This window comes from Lacipirellulaceae bacterium (assembly GCA_040218535.1).
Classification (GTDB): domain Bacteria; phylum Planctomycetota; class Planctomycetia; order Pirellulales; family Lacipirellulaceae; genus Adhaeretor.
Genome location: JAVJRG010000012.1, coordinates 906,806 through 924,246, shown reverse-complemented (window position 1 = coordinate 924,246; position 17,441 = coordinate 906,806). Strand labels below are relative to the sequence as shown.

Sequence of the window (17,441 nt, the reverse complement as noted above, 5' to 3'; positions counted from 1 at the left end):
TCACCTTGGTCATTTAGGCTTGGTTATTGGTCATTCTTTCTCCAACCAGCCTTCACGCGTCCAACCCCGCTCCAAGTTGTAGGCCTGAATCAGCGAATCCAGCCGCTCGCTCGGCAGCGTTGCCTTTTCGTCATCCTCTAACGCACTATTGAGCATCCTCTTTGGCAGCGTGTCTTCCGCCGGTGTCCAACCCGCTTTGATGTTGAATTGTTTCTTCGCATCGACGATTCGCCGGGCGGTGGCTCGCATCTCCTCACGTGTCACGTCCCAGCCGGTCACCAGGCTCAGCATTTCCGCGGCGTCGAGAAAGAAGTCCTCAAAGACGCCTCGCAAAAACTTGCACAGGATGAGCGAGTCCATGATCGCCGCTTTGTCTTCCGTCTCGACCGCAAGCCTGGCGGACCCAGGACCTGCATGGCGTCGGTCGACCTCCTCTGAGAAGTCGGCTTCGTAGGCCCCCGAGCGATTATGGTCCGCCCCCCGCGTGCCCACGGCAAACCCGAGAGCCATCGTTTGCAATCCACGCGGATCGTAGCCGGGCAGTTCCAAACCTTTTACTTGTGGGGCAAAGTCAAGCGAGTCGTGCCCGACCAGGTCCGCCATCGCACGGCTTCCGCTTGCGAGCAACTTCCCGAGCGACGTAGCTTCAGCGATTTCATCAAGCGCCCGTAATAAGCCCTCTCCGCTGCCAAACTGCAACCACTTGGCATCAATTCCTAAAGACTGCAAGTAGCCCTTCTGTTGGCATTCCATCGCGAAGGCGATCGTCCCGCCGGCGCTGATCGTATCGAGCCCCAACTCATCGCACTTCTGCGAGGCAGTCAGGACGACTTCCGGATCGCTAACTTCACAAAGTGGCCCCAGGGCGAAAAGGTTTTCGTACTCTAATCGTACCGGCCGCGACTTGCCGCTTAGCCGTTCGTCCTTGAGTGAATACAGATGCTCGCAACCAATCGTACAGGCGGCACAAGAAGCACGGGTCCGCTCGCGAGCAACGCTCAATTGCTCGGGAGCGATCGCCATCGCGCCCTCGAAACTTCCCCGTTGGAAATTTCGCGTTGGCAGAACATTTAATCGATTGAAGGCCAGCAGGTTCGAAGCGGTGCCCAACTCGCGATATTTCGCTGTGGCTGGTCCGAATGATTTTGCGGATAGCCGCTTGGCATATTCAACCAGCCGCTCAGGGTGCGACCACTCACAACGCCGGTTTCCTCGGACGCCAATCGCCTTGACGTTCTTCGCGCCCAGCACCGCACCACTGCCGCCACGGCCTGCGTGACGGCCATCGTGAGAAATCGTCGCGTAACGAACTTGCCGTTCACCAGCAGGGCCAATCACGGCAAAGCTGAACTCACTTGGGTAACTTCTGCGAAGCTGCTCCTCGGCATCAGGGATCGCTTGGCCCCAAAGATCGCCTGCGCTTTCAACTCGGACTTCTTCCTCATCAATCAGCACAACCGACGGTTCAACCGCCTGACCTGTGAGGAGAATCGCATCGTGCCCGGTCTTCTTCCCGGCAATCGCAAACCCACTGCTGGCCAGCGAATCGTTAATCCGACCGGTCAGTGGGCTTTTCCCGACGACGGCAAACTTCGCGCTGGTGGTCAGGGGACTACCGACCAAGGGGCTAAAGACAAAGGCGAGCGTCGCCTCCTTAGATAGCGGCTCGGCTTCGGCCGCTCCAGCTTCCAACAGCAGAGCCGTCCCCAAGCCACTGCCGCCGAGGTATTCGCGAAACAGCGAAGCAGCAATCGGCATGCTTTGGGAATGGCCCGTGGTAAGGTCGATCCGAAGATACTTGCCGTGATAGCCCGGTGGAGAATTCATCATTTCATCCGCCCGCGTCGAGCGACATCAGCAACAAAGTCTGATTCTGCTCAAGCACCGTCGCAGAATCTCGCGTGAATCTTTCGCCACCTATGTTCACTGTGAATCCGTCACGCAGCCGACTCCCTTCAATGCAGGTTTCGCTGAGTCCGGGAAAACGCTGAGACAAGTCCTGTAGCACCTCGCCTAGCGTCTCACCGACGGCATCGGTCCGCGCAATCCCGGCGCGAGCCCGCGGAATCCCAAAAAACTCAACCGTTCGCTTCATCCTTCGATCATAAGTCGCTCCGGCGGCGATCACAACGCTCACTTGCCGAAGCCCCTTCAGTAAATCATGCTGAAGTCCCACGCGAAGGCGCAGAGAACGCGGAGGGAGCAGCGGCGGCCTGATCCACACTCCAACTTATTCCTGTTTAAATACTTCATTTACGAATGACTCCTTGGCTAAACTCTCTGCGATCTCTGCGTCTCTGCGTGGGACTACTCGGTGTCGCCATCGTATTGACACTCGGCTGTTCGGGTTCCACATCACCCGTGAGCTTACGCCTCGCGACAACCACCAGCACGCGCGACTCTGGCTTGCTCGACGAGCTCCTTCCTGCCTTCGAGAAGCAACACAACGTGAGAGTTGACGTGATCGCTACCGGTACGGGCAAGGCGCTCAAATTGGGCGAGGCCGGCGATGTCGACGTCGTGCTCGTGCACGCCCGGGCAGCCGAGGAGGCTTTCATGGAAACAGGGCACGGCATTCGGCGCGAGGACGTGATGGCCAATACGTTCGAAATCGTCGGCCCAACGGACGACCCTGCCGACGTCAAAGGCAGCCGTCCAAGCGAAGCGCTTCGCAAGATCGCCGCGACGAAGACAAAATTCCTCTCCCGCGGCGACGACAGTGGCACGCACAAGCGTGAATTGCAACTTTGGAAAAACGCCGGCGGGCTAACGCCTTGGAGCGAGTACATTGAAACCGGGCAGGGCATGGGCGCGACATTGACCATCGCCGACGAAATGCAAGGCTACGCACTCACCGACCGTGGAACTTACTTGCGATTCAAGTCAAAGGTCGACCTCGTCCCACTGATTAGTGGCTCGCCTGAAGAGATCCCCGAGATGGCCAACCCTTACGGTGTCATAGTGGTTAATCCTAGAAAGAGCGACGCCATCAACGCCAAGCTAGCCAACGCTTTCATCGATTACTTGATCTCCGACACTGCTCAGCAAAAGATCGCCAAGTTCCAAGTTGAGGGCGAAGCACTATTCAGCCCTGTCCGACAGCCAACAGCCGATAGCCGATAGCCAATGTCTCTCCTCTGGAACAGCCTTCGCGAAGCCTTCTCGCTCGTCCTCTCGGGCGATCCGCTGGTGCTGCAAGCTGCATGGCGGAGTGTCTGGATTTCGACAACGGCCGTCGGCTTGGCAGCGCTCTTCGGGATACCGCTGGGAATCCTGCTCGCACGAAAGCAGTTTCCAGGGCGCGGGCTGGCTGTGCTACTGGCTCGCGTCATGATGGCACTGCCGACCGTCTTCGTAGGCATGGTTTGCTACGCATTGTTCTCACGCCGCGGTCCGCTTGGACCCTTGGAACTACTCTACTCGCCGTGGGGAATCGTTGCGGGGGAACTACTCTTGGCGTTTCCGATTATCGTCGGACTCACCCACGGCGCGGTTCGTTCACTCGACCCGCGTGTTGGCGAAACGGCATTCACACTCGGTGCTTCGCCGCTGAAGCGCGGACTAACGTATCTTTCCGAAGCTCGCACCGGCGTCCTGCTTGCTGTGCTCACCGCTTTTGCCCGTTGCGTGACGGAGCTCGGCATCGCCATGATTGTCGGCGGTAACCTGAAAGACCGCACGCGAACGCTAGCTACAGCCACCGCACTCGAAACAGGACGTGGTGAATTCGAACGCGGGCTTGCGATGAGCTCGCTGTTGTTGCTCGTGGCGCTGATCGCCTTTTTCGTGACGACGCGACTCTCTAAGGAAGGCTAAATTTAAACGCAAAGTTGCGAAGGACGCTAAGAAACATTCCATGATCCACCTTCAAAACTTCCAAGTAACCCGCAACGCCAAGCCGATCTGCAAAGTCGAGCAACTCGCCATCGCAGCGGGCGAGCGAATTGCAATCGTTGGAGCCAACGGCAGTGGCAAGACAACCCTGCTGCGTGCAATCGCCGCCATCGACAACGACTTCACGGGAACATTGATTAACAAGTTCTCCCCCTCAGAACGAACCTATGTTCATCAGCAACCCTATCTCTTTCGTGGGACTGTCAAAACAAACATCGTTTACGGCAGTCCTGAGAGCACCCCGATTACAGATTGGTTGGACAAACTCGGCCTCGGCAAATTCACGGAGCGTGATGCACGAACTCTCTCAGGTGGCGAACGCCGGCGAGTAGCCTTAGCACGGGCACTAGCAACTGATCCCAAGCTGTTGCTCTTGGACGAGCCACTAGCAGACCTTGATGAGCACGCGGCCGAGCTCGTGATTCAGACGCTCAATGAACTCAAAAAGACGACGCTACTAATCGCGAGCCCCAGTAAACTGCCGAGTGATTTAGCGATTACACGCGAGTTCACTCTAGAGACCGCATAGCCTCCACAGGACCATTCAAGTGAAGAGTTCTATTCCGATCAGCAGTTTCATTTTGTGCCTTTTCTTCTCCTACGCCGTTCATGCGCAAGAAGACAAGAACGCGGGACCTCCCTCAGTTGATCTTCGAATCGGTGACGACGAGAACAATCGCTACTTCCTGATTGGACTCGGCAAACAAGAAATTCCTGAAGAAGGCTACAGCTTGATGCTCGTCATGCCCGGCGGTGACGGCAGTGCGGACTTTCATCCGTTCGTCAAACGCATTCAGCAGCTCGCCTTACCGGAGGGCTACCTCGTTGCTCAACCGGTTGCCGTGAAATGGACACCCGAGCAAAGGATCGTTTGGCCGACCGCCAAGAACAAAGTGAAGGGGCAGAAGTTCTCCACGGAACAGTTTGTCGAGGCGGTCATTGATGATGTGTCAGCACGCGTTGAAGAGCGAGAGGGAAAGCTCAACCCGGACAGAATCTTCACGCTAAGCTGGTCCTCGAGTGGTCCCGCCGCCTATGCGATTTCGTTAAGCAGCAAGAGTGTGAAGGGCTCTTTCATCGCAATGAGCGTCTTCAAGCCGCGGCAGTTGCCGCCCATGAAAAAAGCAAAAGGACATGCTTACTATTTGCTCCACTCACGCGAGGACCGTGTTTGCCCTTACCGCATGGCAGAGCAAGCCGCCAAGGTGCTCAGCCGCGCTGAGGCCGAGGTGACGCTCGTTCCTTACAAGGGTGGCCACGGCTGGCACGGCGATGCGTTCGGGAATATTCGCGCTGGGGTCGATTGGCTGGAAGAGAACTCGAAAGCTAGTTCATCCGACGGATCTTCCGTTGACAATTAGCCACTCATTCAAGTCGCCAGACTCTCACCCAATCGTACTGCGTCGTTCTCTCCTCTTTCGTGCCCTTTGCAATAAGTCCGCCATCCACGGGCACGGGGTTCCAGTCGTAAGTTTCGATCGCCATGTGTATATGAGCCGGAAAGTCCCAAGCCGTCTCTGGCTTGAGGGTGTAAGCATACTTACCGTCGAGAAAGAACAAGACCTCCTCGGGCGACTTCCACCAGGCAGCGTAAACATAGAAGCGTTCATGGTTCTTTGTCGGCGGCTTGATACTGTCTTGGATTTGCACTTTGTCCTTGCCGCGCTCGGTTCGGATTAAGTTCGAGTGAAAGATTTGATCCCAACCTCGTGCCCACTCTTTCGTCAATGTGCTCGTCCGACCGACGCACTCTTGGATATCCAGCTCCTGTCGTTGCTTGCGCCGTTGATTGCTGATCAGCCAGAATGTTGAGGACATCTCCGTAGCGTTCGCCTTCATTCTGGTTTCAAGATACATCCCCGGTATGCAGGGCTGTTTCGAACGGACAATCGCTCCCTGGTACAAGAATTGTTGCCTGCCGATCGTTCGCGGCTCAGGAAGCACTCCGACGGTCACGTTCATCATGCCATTCGCGACGACGACATTTTCCGCGCGAAAAAGTCCGGGCGGTCGCCCCAGCCAGCCAAAGCCGTTCTCTTGCTTGCTGTTGCTCCACTTAATGTCGTCGAGCTGGTTTCCCTCGAACTCGTCGGAAAGCTCTTCGACGCGTACCCAATTCTGTCTGGCTGGCTTTGGATCTTGGCCTTCTAGGAAAAACGGCCCCTTGGAGAGACTTTCCGCCGCCTGCCCAGCTGTTCCCATCGAAGCGATAAGCAGAAACAGGGCAGGGCAACAAACACGAAAAGCAACAGAGAATCGAACACTTAGCATCGCGATGACCTTCAAGTTGGTAAATTAAGGCTGCAGGCGGAAAGCCTTGAAATCAGCTCTTGATCCATATTGTCTACAATTTACCCTTGTTCCGCAAAGGCTCGTAATCATGAAATCGCGACTTTACTTTTTGGCAACCTGTCTCGTGTTTTGCCCCTCATTTCTGTCAAGCGCGAAGGCCCAGCCGCCTCAATTCCCCACCCCCGCAAAGCAGCACCACTGGCTCGAGCAATTCACTGGCCATTGGGAATCCCTCTCCAAAACCGTCGCCACGCCCGAACAGCCTGCCGTCCAGTTCAAAGGCTCGATGAAGTCACGCATGCTCGGTAAGTTCTGGGTTGTCAACGAAGTGCGGGGGGAAGGACTTGGCAACGGCGACTTTAAAGCCCTGCAAACCGTTGGTTACGACGCAAAGAAGAAGAAGTATGTCGGCATCTGGATCGACTCGATGATGGGTCAACTCTGGCACTATGAGGGAACGGTCGACGAGACCGGAAAGAAGCTCACGCTGGTCGCCGAGGGTCCAGATATGATGGACCAAAACAAGCTCACTAAGTACCGCGATAGCTACGAATTCAAATCCGCAGACTTGATCCTGGCCACCTCCGAAATCATGGGCCCAGACGGCAAATGGCAGGCCTTCATGACTGGTGAAATGCGACGAGTCGAACCCCATTCATCGCTGATGGCCAAGGAAAAGAAGTGACCCCTGTGTCCATCGGGTCCAAGTTCTCATTTCATCAAAAGTCAGCGAGAGATTATCCCACGCGAAACAGTCAGGCCATGTAAATGCGTTACATTTTTCGTCTTCAAAGTGTGGTCGATTAGTGCATTCTTCTCAGTATCACTTGTGAAACAAGTCAATCGAAAGGTGTGGACAGTCCCCGTTTGGCACTTCACTCTGAGTTCTATTCGCTCCTGAAAAGCATTTGTAGGTTTTTCAAATCCAGCGCTGCCCGCAGCCCGTAAGTCTTATTGAAGGCCGCAAGTGACTGTGGAAGTGACCCAACGATCGGGCTTCCACTTGCATTAAACACTTGTGCGTCTTCCATGAGTCACTAAACTCGGGGTCTTGGGCCACCCTGTTTGAGTTTACATCACTAGTTTTCACATCGTTTGAGAGGGGTAGTCCTAATGAGATTACACAAACTCGCTCTTTTCGCTGCGCTCTTCGCAGCGATCAGCCTCGCACACTTGCGTAGTGCTTCGGCTGAACTTATCTATGCACTAACGACGCAAAACGACATCGCCATCGTCAACAGTTCAGACCCTTCCATCCTGCTTGATGGAGGAGCCATTCGCGGCTTACCCGCCGGCTCGAATCTCGAAGCGATCGACTTCCGCCCCGCTACCGGCGATATCTACCTGCTTGACGATCGGGAAAATGTCTTCACGCTGAACCCGACGACGTTCGACGCCACCTTGGTTGGCACCTACGATCCACGCGTCCCTGGTGTCAGCTTTGCTTTCGACTTCAATCCTGCCTTCATGAGCGGCCAGTTCGCTCGCATCATTACCGACGCCAACGACAACCGCGTCATTAGCGGCGACACAGGCCAGTATCTTCTACCTGTCGAGAAGACGGATGTCTTCTACGCCGTGGGCGATCCCAATGAGGGCGAAGACCCGAACATCGCAGGCATCGGCTACACAAATAGTCTCCCCGGTGCGACCTCGACTCAACAGTACGGCATCGACAGCGATCTGGGCGTGCTCGTCACGGTCGCCAACAATGCTGGTACTTTGGTCACCGTAGGTAGCCTTGGTGTGAGCCCGTTGACCAACGAGCTTGGCCTCGACATTAGTGGCGACACCGGCATTGCTTACGCCAACCTGCAATCTGGCCCAAACAGTATGCTTTACACCGTCAACCTTGGTACGGGTGCTGCTTCTTCGCTCGGAACCTTCATCTCGGGCGACCTGATTCGTGATCTCACGGTCATCCCCCGTCAGTTTGTTCCCGACGAGTTCATCCCCGAACCGGCCAGCCTGACGATGTTCGCCCTGGCCGCCTGCGGCTTAGGTCTCCGCCGCCGCAAGGCCTAGTAGCTGAAACGCTACGAACTAAACGAACCCCAACTCCATCCCGCGTGGCCGCAAGGCTGCGTGGGATGTTTTTTTGATATGGCTATTCAACCATCGAACGCCTTCGTCATTTCTGCATTGCCATCGACAGTGTTCTTCGGGCGAGCACCGTTCCAGAGCTGCTCGTACTCTTCTGCTCCCACTTCCCTAGGTTCAATGAAGGAAATCTGTCGCTTGCCTTCAACGCCAACCTCTTCAAATATGATGGCATGATCGCCTAAGCCTTTCAGGCCATAGCGGATCTTGAAGGGCTTCCCATCTCTGTCAGAGATAAAAATACTGTCGACCATTTCAGGCGTGACGCCCATGCGGCCCATCTTGACCTTGGCACCCTCATCAGTCTTGAGGTACTGCTTGAACTCCTCCTCGTTTTCCGGTCCCTTCATGCCGTGGTTCACTAAGTAAAGACCGTAGGCACCACGAAGTTTCTTGATGTTCGTATTGTTCACATCAGCAAGCGTCGGCACGCTATCGCCGCAACCCACGGCAACGATGACTACGAAGGCAAAGCTTAACAAGCGAACTAGTATTCGTTTATCACTGGGAAACAAAGCAAAATCCCTTCATGAAAAGGCAACATGACAGTAACGCTGCGGGCATCACGCTGTAGAGATCATAGCGAATCGGCATCGACAACAAGACCGTCCGAACGCTCGCAAAGGTTGCGGAAAGTGTGATCATCGATACTGTCGCTGATTGTGCGAACTGAGCCGTCGCCGAAGACCGAATTAATGATGCCCGGATGAGCGGAACCGAAACCTTGCTCAAACGTCCCCCAAGGTCCTAGATCTCTAGGTTCTCCATCGCCCTTAATCGAGCTATCCCATCCGCCCGGCAAGTTCACCCGACCGTTCGTCCAGATGCCTGGAGCAAACACACCGCCCACGTTGCCAACCATCCGCCAATGGGTGGGATTGATGCCGCGATAGGCATCAACCCACTGTGATGATTCCGCAAACATCATTGTGTTCGAGGTACCATCTTCGCAATTCTTGATACCGATCTTCGGTCCTGCAGTCAGTGGATTGCCCGTACTCGAGCTCTGCCTCCAACTTTGAATCCACCCCGCACGACCGATCAGCCCTGAATACCACTCCATGGTCATCATCGATTGCTCGTAGTCAAAGGGATCAAGCACCAGTGGTGGCTCCAGATTATTGGGGTCACCTGGCTCGACCTCTCGAACTCGACCTTCGAAGTTCGCGTAGTCACCACAGAACCAACTCACCAAACCAGTGCTCTCCGTCCAGATACGCACACCACGCGTTGGGCAGGTCATCATTGGTAGCGGCACTTCGCTTAGTGGAGCGACGCCGGTGTGCAGCGGACGGGTCGCAGTCCTTTGATCTGCGATGGATCCGAGTTCCATATACGACAAGATCTGATAGCACCAGCCAGCGGTCTCACGCGGCCATTTGGAACCGCCACCATAGGTACCAGTCGAAACGTCGTTGGTCCACCAAACATCGCTCGTCCGGGCACCGCTGGTGGGAAAATGTTCGTTGGTGGACTCGAAATTCATGGCCGCCAGACCGAGCTGTTTCAAGTTGTTCTGACACTGCCCCCGCCGTGCCGCTTCACGGGCGGCTTGCACTGCTGGAAGCAGCAAGCCGACAAGCACGCCGATGATCGCAATCACGACCAGAAGTTCGACGAGGGTAAAACCTCGGTTGGCACCCTGAGTGCTTCGGTTTCTTTTGTGCTTAATGGAAATCATGGTATCTACCTCTGACATATTGAGTAGAAGGTATCGGATAAGCGTCTTGACTATATTATTCGCGATATCGCAACACAGGCAAAACCTGGATGACGACTTAAGGGCGACTCTCTCAGGAATCCGACTTCAGTGGGAAATCCGCCTGATTGCCGCCGCCTTCTTCGACGGTGAATTCAAGGCCTGAGCTGTCGAGCTGAGAGTAAACCTTCGGTACCCGCCAGACCTCCTTGGGTTTCTTTTTCTTCTTGCCCGTAGGCATCATGTCTGAGAGCGATCCGTGCTCCCGGGCTAGGGCTTCCGCCTCTGCATCCTTCTCGATATCGACGGCTCGGATGGTAACTTTGTGAGTCCCAGGCAGAGCCCCGTCACCAGGCTTTAGCGTCGAGAGCTCGTAGGTCCCATCCGCTTTGGTAACGCCGTAAGCACTACGACCTCCTCCCGAGGGTCGAAAGGCAACGGTCGCATCGGAAACCGGCTGACCATCGAGCGTCACCGTGCCTGTGACTTCGGAAAACGGCGAAGGTTCTCCGCAGCCGACCGAAAACATGACGGCAAACAGCACGCTGGACGCATAGAAAGGTCGAAAGGAGCATCTACAGCAATCGGGAAATTGCTTCATCTGGATTCGTGACAATAAGAGTTTGGTCGCTCGAATAAACACCCCTTAGGGCATTCATTTTTCAAGCTTGAAATCGGCAACGTTATCTTCGCCGGCTTTCACCTCGAAAGTGAGGCCGGAAGTTCTGTTGCTGCTGTACTTTGGCGGTATTAGGTAACGCGTTTTGGTTTTCTGGGCGGATAGACCTAGTGAGCCAAAGCTGTCTCCTTCTGGCACATCGGCTTCTCCGCTTATCTGTTGCTCGATGGCTGAAATGCTAATCTTATGCTGTCCTACTTGTGCGCCTGGAAGACGTTCGGGTCCTGTTTGGGTAAGCTCGTAGGTACCATCAGCGGTGGTCGTACCAATGCTCAGTGGACCTTCTTCAGCAGGAGAAAACGTAACAGTTGCATTCGCGACTGGCTTGCCCTCAAAGGTCACTGTGCCCTTTACAGGGGCAAGGTCTTTGCCGTCGCCACACCCTCCGATCAATGCGCATCCTAAGCAAACAATCAGTGATAACCGATGGCGTCGCATGCCCTATTTCCCTTCAGTATTTCTATTTCCAATTGAATGAAACCGCGGGGCATCTTGGCTAATGCACCGCGGTTCAACCAAAGAATAATTCAACCTGCAATCCCGAAGATTGTCGGTTTAGAAAGTACCAACAACCTGGCCGTCTGCTTTGTCTCCAAGGAATTGGAGAGTCCAGTGGTCGATGTTCTCGCTGACAAAGTGAATACTGCCGTCACCAAATCCGCAAACAACACCACCCGGGTGATTCGACTTGAATCCGAATGAGGTATTCCAGTTCTTTGGCTGTTGGCAGCCATTAGTCGACTCCGGCTGACAACTATCGTAGTTCAATGGAATCGAAGTTCCGCAAAGTCCGCTACCGTTATTCGGATGTAACCATCCACTTCTTACGTGGGTAGAGCAGTCTCGACGTACTTCGCCGAAGAAAATAGTGTTCGAAAGACCATCAGTGACTTCCACCAACCTTGTGGCCACACCATGACGTGTAAAGGCTCCAGGATAAACTGTTGGGTCCGTGTAGCTGTACGATTGCTTGAAAGCTCCAGAGGGATCGCCAAAGGGGCGGGAAAACTCATTAAAGCCGTTTACCTCAGGGCATGAGGCTCCGCCATTTGCGTTATACTGCACAGAACCAACAGAACCGACATAGCTGGTTTTCGCACGCGGAATTCCATCACCGCCGGTGTAAAGTCTTTCGGAAGTATCACTAGGGCAGCTGTACATCGGCACCTCGAAACTCGCTAGATAAGTACCGTCGGGAAGCTGGAGATTACCAGTTCCATGCGTGCCTCCACATCCACTGACTCCATCTTGAAAATTATCAAAGTCGATCAAATCGTGCAGTGCGTTGCTTTCTGCATAGGGCAAGATCTTAGCTAATAGCCCTGCCGTACATTTGAATTCTGGATCTTCCCGTGGAGTGTAGAAGATAGCTCCGGCTGGTAGTTCTTCATTGGAGTTTTCGTAATTGATCGTTGCCAGCCCGATCTGCTTCATATTGTTGAGACATTGGTTCCGCCTCGCCGCCTCACGTGCTGCCTGTACCGCTGGTAAGAGCAGCCCAACGAGCACGCCGATGATGGCGATCACGACGAGCAGTTCAACGAGAGTAAAACCCTCACGTACGCGATGCGATTCAACACGACTGACGCTTCTTCTCATAAGCATGGAATTGTCCACCTGAAATTGGGAGGAATAGATTCTGGAAAAGTTATCTCGACCTTTAGGCAGCGCAAGAAACGCGCATACCTTGTTCCGATACAGGCATTTTTGCATATTGTATACTAACTGTCAATCGGTCTGAACGATTAACTTACAAGAATGCCAAGAATCTCCGAGTGACTCCGCGCCCCAGCTTCGATTACGCGGCTCCCCGGCTATGGGATGCCTAAAAAATGTCACCCAGGTGCTGTTTTCTCCTGCTTCTCTAGGTCGAAACTCTCTTCACTCGACCCCGATCCGCCAGACGAGTGCGACCTCGTTCGGCAGTTTCTCCGGCACCGTGATCGACAATCCCTCGTTTCCACTTTCCCATGGCACCTCCGCATCGCTGCCCAGGAGTGTCACCTTCTTTACCTGATAATCCATTGGCACGATGTACTGCGGTACTTTTCGCAGCAGTACCTCTTCACCCGGCTTCGGCAGGCCGAGTTGGATCGCATAGAACGTGCCCGTGCCCTTTCCATTTAGCGTGTAACGAATGTCTTGCGGCGTGTACTTGGTTTGCTTGAGGAAGTGGCCTCCCTTTTCAATCCGCGTTGGGCCTTCGCCAAACGTTACGAATGGACGCGTGCCGTAAATCGCTTCGCCGTTTTGGTCGAGCCACTTTCCTAAACCGAGTAATACCTCGCGCTGGTTCTCCGGAATGGTTCCGTCCGCCTTGGGTGAAATGTTCAGCAGCAGGCAACCATTCTTACTGACGATGTCGATGAACACGTGCAGCACGTCGGGCAGGCTCTTGATGGCGAGGCCCTTCGTGTAGCACCAGCTTCCTTTGCTGATCGTGTCGTCCGTCAGCCAAGGGTCTTTCGCGAGGGTCGCCATGCGGCCTTTTTCGAAATCGTTGACCGAGTACTCCAGAGGCAAGTCGTCGTTCTTACGGACGATCATCACATCGCGGCCTTGCTCCTTCGCACGGTTGAGATAGTATGCCGCAAATTTCTCCTGGTACTCCTGCGGAATCGCCCGGAGCCACGCGTCGAACCAGATCATGTCGGGCTCGTATTGGTCGATCACCTCCTTGAGCTTCGCCAGCCACATCATTTCCAGCCAAACGTCCTCAGGCATGTTGCCGTAGAGTTGTCGTAGCCGTGGGTCTTCGGAAGTCGGCGGCGTGTCCGGGATGTTTGGAAAGTGACTGTCGAACCAGCGTTGTCTCGCCTCGATGTCCTTGCGATCCTTCTCGCCGGGATTGTCGGCGTACCGCTGCAAGTTCCGCGAGTGGTGAAACGTGGCGATGAATTTCATCCCACGTGCGCGGATTTCCTTTTCCAACTCGCCGGTGATGTCTCGCTTGGGTCCCATGTCGGCGGCGTTCCAGATGGTGGCGTCGCTATCCCACATCGCAAAGCCATCGTGATGCTCAGCCACCGGCCCAGCAAACTTCGCCCCCGCCTGCTGGAACAGCTCAGCCCACTCCGTCGCGTCAAAATTCTCCGCCTTGAACTGCGGCACGAAGTCGTGATAACCGAATTCATTTGGCGGCCCATAGGTTTTCAGATGATATTTCTGAACGTGATGCCCCGGAAAGTGCATCCACCGCGGGTACCACTCATTCTGATGCGCGGGGACGGAGTACACGCCCCAGTGAAAATAGATCCCCAGCTTCGCATCCCGAAACCACTCGGGCGCCGCCTTGTGCTTAGCGAGCGACTCAAAGCTGGCCTCGTAAGCGTCACTCCGGGGTGCTGAAGCAACCACGGCCTCTTGTGCGAACGATCCGGGAACCGCGAAGGACAATAGTAATGACAACGAAATCCATGTGCGATGTACGGACATAAAAACCTGTGATGTGAGTTTGTGATTGTGAAAAATCGACCTGGGTGAACACCCTAGAAACGTCACCGCCTGGGAGTTTTGCACTTTTGCTAAATCACTTTTTTCGAGCAAAAGTCGGCTCGCCCGAGGGGCCAGGGCCACCAGCAAACACAATCCTAGCAAGGGCTTAAAGCGATTCTACAAAGCCTTGCGAAGCACACTTCTGCTTAGCAGAAGTTGAAGGGTATGGCAAAACTTCGCGACGAGGATGCGACGCTCGTCGGGATTGTTCGGAGGGCGTTGTGAACGTATTTTACCAGACGCGAGCGTGAGGTGCTGGAGTGGAGTTTGGCCAGGGACTGCTAGATGCGATTAAGAACGATGACAAACTAAACATTCAACAAACCGTGACTTTGCTATACTCGACTCATCACCTTGCCCATTAGCTTATGCGAATACGCGATTTCCACATCATTGATAACATCGCGGCATTGTTTTCGGTTCGTGAATATCCTTCCAATGTCAATTAGCTCTATCCAGTCTTCGATCACCAGCGTTCAGCGAGATATTCAATCCGCACAACGCAAACTTACCGACAAAACAAAAGAAGAAGCAGCAAAAACTTCGCGCATCGCTAGCGTCCAGTGAAGCATCACAAAGAACACGAGTGCTTCGAGCTTACAATCAAAGTCTCGAGAGATCGAGCGCCTTCAAGATGATATTGTACGCATTCAAAGTGCCAAAGCCGATGCAACGAAAAGAATCGCTGATAAGACTCAACGACTGCACTCTTTACAGCAAGATCTATTCAAGGAACAGCAACGAGAGCAGGAGTCTTCGCTCAAGAAGATACGGCGGGCTCAAGATGCTTTCGCTGCTGCACAACGTCGTCAGCTTGAAAACTTGGCGGCCTTGCAACTAGGTAAGTCTGATCAAACCGCGACCGTCAATTCGCAAGCTGATCATGATGTATTCATCTCGCACGCCAGTGAAGACAAGGATGTAATCGTACGTCCTCTCGCAAAACTTTTACGCGAGAAGGAGTTTGACGTATGGTATGACGAATTCCAATTACGTATTGGCGATAGCCTCCGTAGATCAATTGACCAGGGCCTCTCAAAGTCTCGTTTCGGAATAGTTGTTTTGTCTCCTGCATTCTTCGCAAAAAACTGGCCGCAGTACGAGCTTGATGGATTAGTTCAAAAGGAAATGGGAGGCAGTAAAGTCATCCTTCCGGTTTGGCACAAAGTCACTAAGGCAGAGGTCATCGGATATAGCCCTTCGCTAGCCGACAAGCTCGCGCTGAATACTGCCATATCGACGCTGGATGAGATCGCTTCTCAAATTGCAGATGTTCTCGCGACATGACACTCCATAACTGAACGTCACATTTCAATTTCAAAAATTCATCGCATATCGAATCTTTTTTACACTACACAATAAGAATCATAGCAACCTATCGATTCTCTACTGAGGATACCGTTCCTCTTTCGACCTCGACCTCAGTTTTCGCAAAGGCAGCGCTCTTTGCTCGGTCGACTCTATAGACAAACTCCAAACCTAGGGTAAGCCGCCTGCTCGCTGGGGCTCGCTGTCGGCTAACCCTAGGCTATGTTATTTAACGCCTTCGGCGTAAACACTTCGATCAGAAATGGGATTTCTGGGTTCGCGCAAGATTGAAAGTTCTCACCCTAATCACTCACCCCTCCAATGTCTCCGCCAACCGTCGCTTCTTCGGCCAGTAGTGCGTCGCGAGGCTTCGACAAGGCAGGCCTAAGAGTCCGGCCATCACGAGAACGATCAGCGCGACGCCGGCTCGTTCCCAGAAGGTTCCTTTTCCGTAGAACAATCCGGAGATGGCAAGCAACGGCAGGCCGACCAAGCAGAGTAGAAAGACGAACCAGGCCATGAGACTGGCAAACAGATGCCCTTCGATCAGTTGCACGTTGGGGTTGTTGGCGACGAGACGCTCCTTTAGCCGCCTGACGAGCGGCTCGTACTCGTCGGCGTTGTTGGTTGCCTTGATGCTCGTTTTGCTATGTGCCCCGAGGTAGCTAAAGCCTTTGATGGTCAATGAGCCGCAACCTTTAATCGTGACGTACTGCTGCACGAAGGCACCGCTCTGGGGATCGTGTCCCAGCCCGCCGATCACTTCGCTGATCGATTGGACTTCGCGGTAGGGGATCGTCCGCTTGACGGAACCGTCAGGGGCAAGCTGCTCGATCCCGCGATCCGTGAGCCGCACGGTGCGTTGCTTGACGAACAGATTGGGGCGGAAGGTGTAGGTCATTTCGGAACCACGAATGACACGAATCTTCACGAATGATGAATAGTGTTTCGACTGCTAAGGCTTTAGTTTAGCTGCTTTCTCATATTCGTGTGATTCGTTCGATTCGTGGTTCCGAAAACAGCTATAGCCGAACGGTTGGTAACCGATGGCTTCTGCGGTAACGTGATCATCCACAACCAGCTTGCAGAAAGTCTTTCCATGCCTGAAGGCCACACCATCCACCGGCTCGCACGTGATCATACCCGTGATTATGTGGGGCAGAAACTCAAAGTCAGTTCGCCGCAGGGGCGATTCGCTGACGGTGCGAAAGAACTGAGCGGTCGCAAGCTCGACTCAATCGAAGCCTACGGCAAGCACTTGTTCTATCGTTGGAAGAAGTCAGGCAAAAAGCCCGCGGCGACGCTGCATATTCATTTGGGTCTGTACGGGAAGTTCCGTACGCATAAGTTACCCGCCCCCGAGCCCGTGGGTGCTGTGCGGGTGCGGATGATCGGCGAGAAGAAGATGTTCGACCTCCGCGGCCCCACACGCTGCGAGTTGCTGGAGCCGGAAGCCGTCGATGCCATCCTCGCCCGCCTTGGCCCCGACCCTTTGCGCAAAGATGCGGAACCGGAAGCTGCGTGGGAAAAGATCACGAAGAGTCGCAAAGCGATCGGCGCACTGATCCTCGACCAAGCGGTGATCGCTGGCGTGGGGAACGTTTACCGTGCTGAAGTTCTCCACTTGCTTGGCATTCACCCAGAACGTCCCGGCAAAGAAGTTTCGCGTGACGAGTTCGACCAGATGTGGAAACTGTTAGTCGACTTGCTCAAGACCGGCGTGAAGTACAACAAGATCATCATCGCCGACCCCAAAGACATCGGTAAGACGCCCAGCAAAATGAATCGCGAAGAGCGATTACTCGTCTACAAGCATGACTGGTGCGGCAAATGTGATACGATGATCGACACAGCGATGGTCGGTTCGCGAAAGATTTATTTTTGTACGAAGTGTCAGACTTAGTGGTCAGGAAGAGTCCGCCTTTTCATTTCGTAATGTCAACCAGCCGCGACTCTACGAGTCGCCGGAGAATC

General features: G+C 54.2%; 18 protein-coding genes. 8 read left to right on the top strand and 10 right to left on the bottom strand.

From position 1 onward, the window contains the following. Window positions 1-30: 30 nt before the first annotated feature. On the bottom strand, window positions 31-1,827 hold the full coding sequence (locus RIB44_17825; GenBank protein ID MEQ8618434.1) for an aldehyde ferredoxin oxidoreductase family protein: 1,797 nt from the start codon (window positions 1,825-1,827) through the stop codon (window positions 31-33). A gap of 4 nt (window positions 1,828-1,831) precedes the next feature. Continuing rightward, the gene (locus tag RIB44_17820) at window positions 1,832-2,095 is read right to left on the bottom strand and encodes a MoaD/ThiS family protein (GenBank protein ID MEQ8618433.1); all 264 of its coding nucleotides are present in this window, start codon (window positions 2,093-2,095) and stop codon (window positions 1,832-1,834) included. Window positions 2,096-2,361: 266 nt separating this feature from the next. Here RIB44_17820 and RIB44_17815 point away from each other — a divergent pair, with 266 nt between their 5' ends. From RIB44_17815 to RIB44_17800, 4 genes are read left to right on the top strand one after another with little or no spacing between them, the layout of a single operon-like run. Continuing rightward, window positions 2,362-3,123, top strand: a complete 762-nt coding sequence (locus RIB44_17815; GenBank protein MEQ8618432.1) for a substrate-binding domain-containing protein — start codon at window positions 2,362-2,364, stop codon at window positions 3,121-3,123. A 3-nt stretch (window positions 3,124-3,126) separates the two neighbouring features. Next, a complete protein-coding gene (locus RIB44_17810) occupies window positions 3,127-3,816 on the top strand; it encodes an ABC transporter permease (protein ID MEQ8618431.1) in 690 nt (229 codons plus the stop codon). Between the two features lie 40 nt (window positions 3,817-3,856). After that, window positions 3,857-4,423 carry an ABC transporter ATP-binding protein gene (locus RIB44_17805; GenBank protein ID MEQ8618430.1) on the top strand — a complete coding sequence of 189 codons (567 nt, stop codon included), beginning with the start codon at window positions 3,857-3,859 and terminating at the stop codon, window positions 4,421-4,423. Window positions 4,424-4,442: 19 nt separating this feature from the next. After that, window positions 4,443-5,255 (top strand): hypothetical protein, encoded by an 813-nt coding sequence (locus tag RIB44_17800; protein ID MEQ8618429.1) that lies wholly within the window; start codon window positions 4,443-4,445, stop codon window positions 5,253-5,255. A 4-nt stretch (window positions 5,256-5,259) separates the two neighbouring features. Here the strand turns inward: RIB44_17800 and RIB44_17795 are convergent, their stop codons facing one another. Further along, a complete protein-coding gene (locus tag RIB44_17795) occupies window positions 5,260-6,165 on the bottom strand; it encodes a family 16 glycosylhydrolase (GenBank protein ID MEQ8618428.1) in 906 nt (301 codons plus the stop codon). Window positions 6,166-6,274: 109 nt separating this feature from the next. On the opposite strand from RIB44_17795, the gene RIB44_17790 reads away from it, so the two are divergent. Continuing rightward, window positions 6,275-6,871, top strand: coding sequence for a DUF1579 domain-containing protein (locus RIB44_17790; protein ID MEQ8618427.1), 597 nt, complete (start codon window positions 6,275-6,277; stop codon window positions 6,869-6,871). Between the two features lie 428 nt (window positions 6,872-7,299). Continuing rightward, complete coding sequence (locus RIB44_17785) at window positions 7,300-8,211, top strand: DUF4394 domain-containing protein (GenBank protein MEQ8618426.1); 912 nt, start codon at window positions 7,300-7,302, stop codon at window positions 8,209-8,211. A gap of 86 nt (window positions 8,212-8,297) precedes the next feature. On the opposite strand, the gene RIB44_17780 is transcribed toward RIB44_17785, so the two are convergent. From RIB44_17780 to RIB44_17755, 6 genes are all read right to left on the bottom strand, one after another. Beyond that, window positions 8,298-8,768, bottom strand: coding sequence for a hypothetical protein (locus RIB44_17780; protein ID MEQ8618425.1), 471 nt, complete (start codon window positions 8,766-8,768; stop codon window positions 8,298-8,300). Window positions 8,769-8,863: 95 nt separating this feature from the next. Beyond that, complete coding sequence (locus RIB44_17775) at window positions 8,864-9,967, bottom strand: DUF1559 domain-containing protein (protein MEQ8618424.1); 1,104 nt, start codon at window positions 9,965-9,967, stop codon at window positions 8,864-8,866. A gap of 112 nt (window positions 9,968-10,079) precedes the next feature. Then, window positions 10,080-10,586 carry a carboxypeptidase-like regulatory domain-containing protein gene (locus tag RIB44_17770; GenBank protein MEQ8618423.1) on the bottom strand — a complete coding sequence of 169 codons (507 nt, stop codon included), beginning with the start codon at window positions 10,584-10,586 and terminating at the stop codon, window positions 10,080-10,082. 54 nt (window positions 10,587-10,640) lie between these two features. Further along, window positions 10,641-11,102: a carboxypeptidase-like regulatory domain-containing protein gene (locus RIB44_17765; protein MEQ8618422.1), complete on the bottom strand. Its 462-nt coding sequence runs from the start codon at window positions 11,100-11,102 to the stop codon at window positions 10,641-10,643. A gap of 117 nt (window positions 11,103-11,219) precedes the next feature. Then, window positions 11,220-12,269: a DUF1559 domain-containing protein gene (locus tag RIB44_17760; protein ID MEQ8618421.1), complete on the bottom strand. Its 1,050-nt coding sequence runs from the start codon at window positions 12,267-12,269 to the stop codon at window positions 11,220-11,222. A 276-nt stretch (window positions 12,270-12,545) separates the two neighbouring features. Further along, a complete protein-coding gene (locus RIB44_17755; protein ID MEQ8618420.1) occupies window positions 12,546-14,099 on the bottom strand; it encodes an alpha-L-fucosidase in 1,554 nt (517 codons plus the stop codon). 891 nt (window positions 14,100-14,990) lie between these two features. On the opposite strand from RIB44_17755, the gene RIB44_17750 reads away from it, so the two are divergent. Beyond that, window positions 14,991-15,446, top strand: a complete 456-nt coding sequence (locus RIB44_17750; protein ID MEQ8618419.1) for a toll/interleukin-1 receptor domain-containing protein — start codon at window positions 14,991-14,993, stop codon at window positions 15,444-15,446. Window positions 15,447-15,777: 331 nt separating this feature from the next. On the opposite strand, the gene RIB44_17745 is transcribed toward RIB44_17750, so the two are convergent. Then, window positions 15,778-16,398, bottom strand: a complete 621-nt coding sequence (locus tag RIB44_17745; protein ID MEQ8618418.1) for a hypothetical protein — start codon at window positions 16,396-16,398, stop codon at window positions 15,778-15,780. Between the two features lie 75 nt (window positions 16,399-16,473). Between RIB44_17745 and RIB44_17740 the strand changes: the two genes are divergently transcribed. Then, window positions 16,474-17,370, top strand: a complete 897-nt coding sequence (locus RIB44_17740) for a DNA-formamidopyrimidine glycosylase family protein (protein ID MEQ8618417.1) — start codon at window positions 16,474-16,476, stop codon at window positions 17,368-17,370. The last annotated feature ends 71 nt before the right edge of the window (window positions 17,371-17,441 follow it).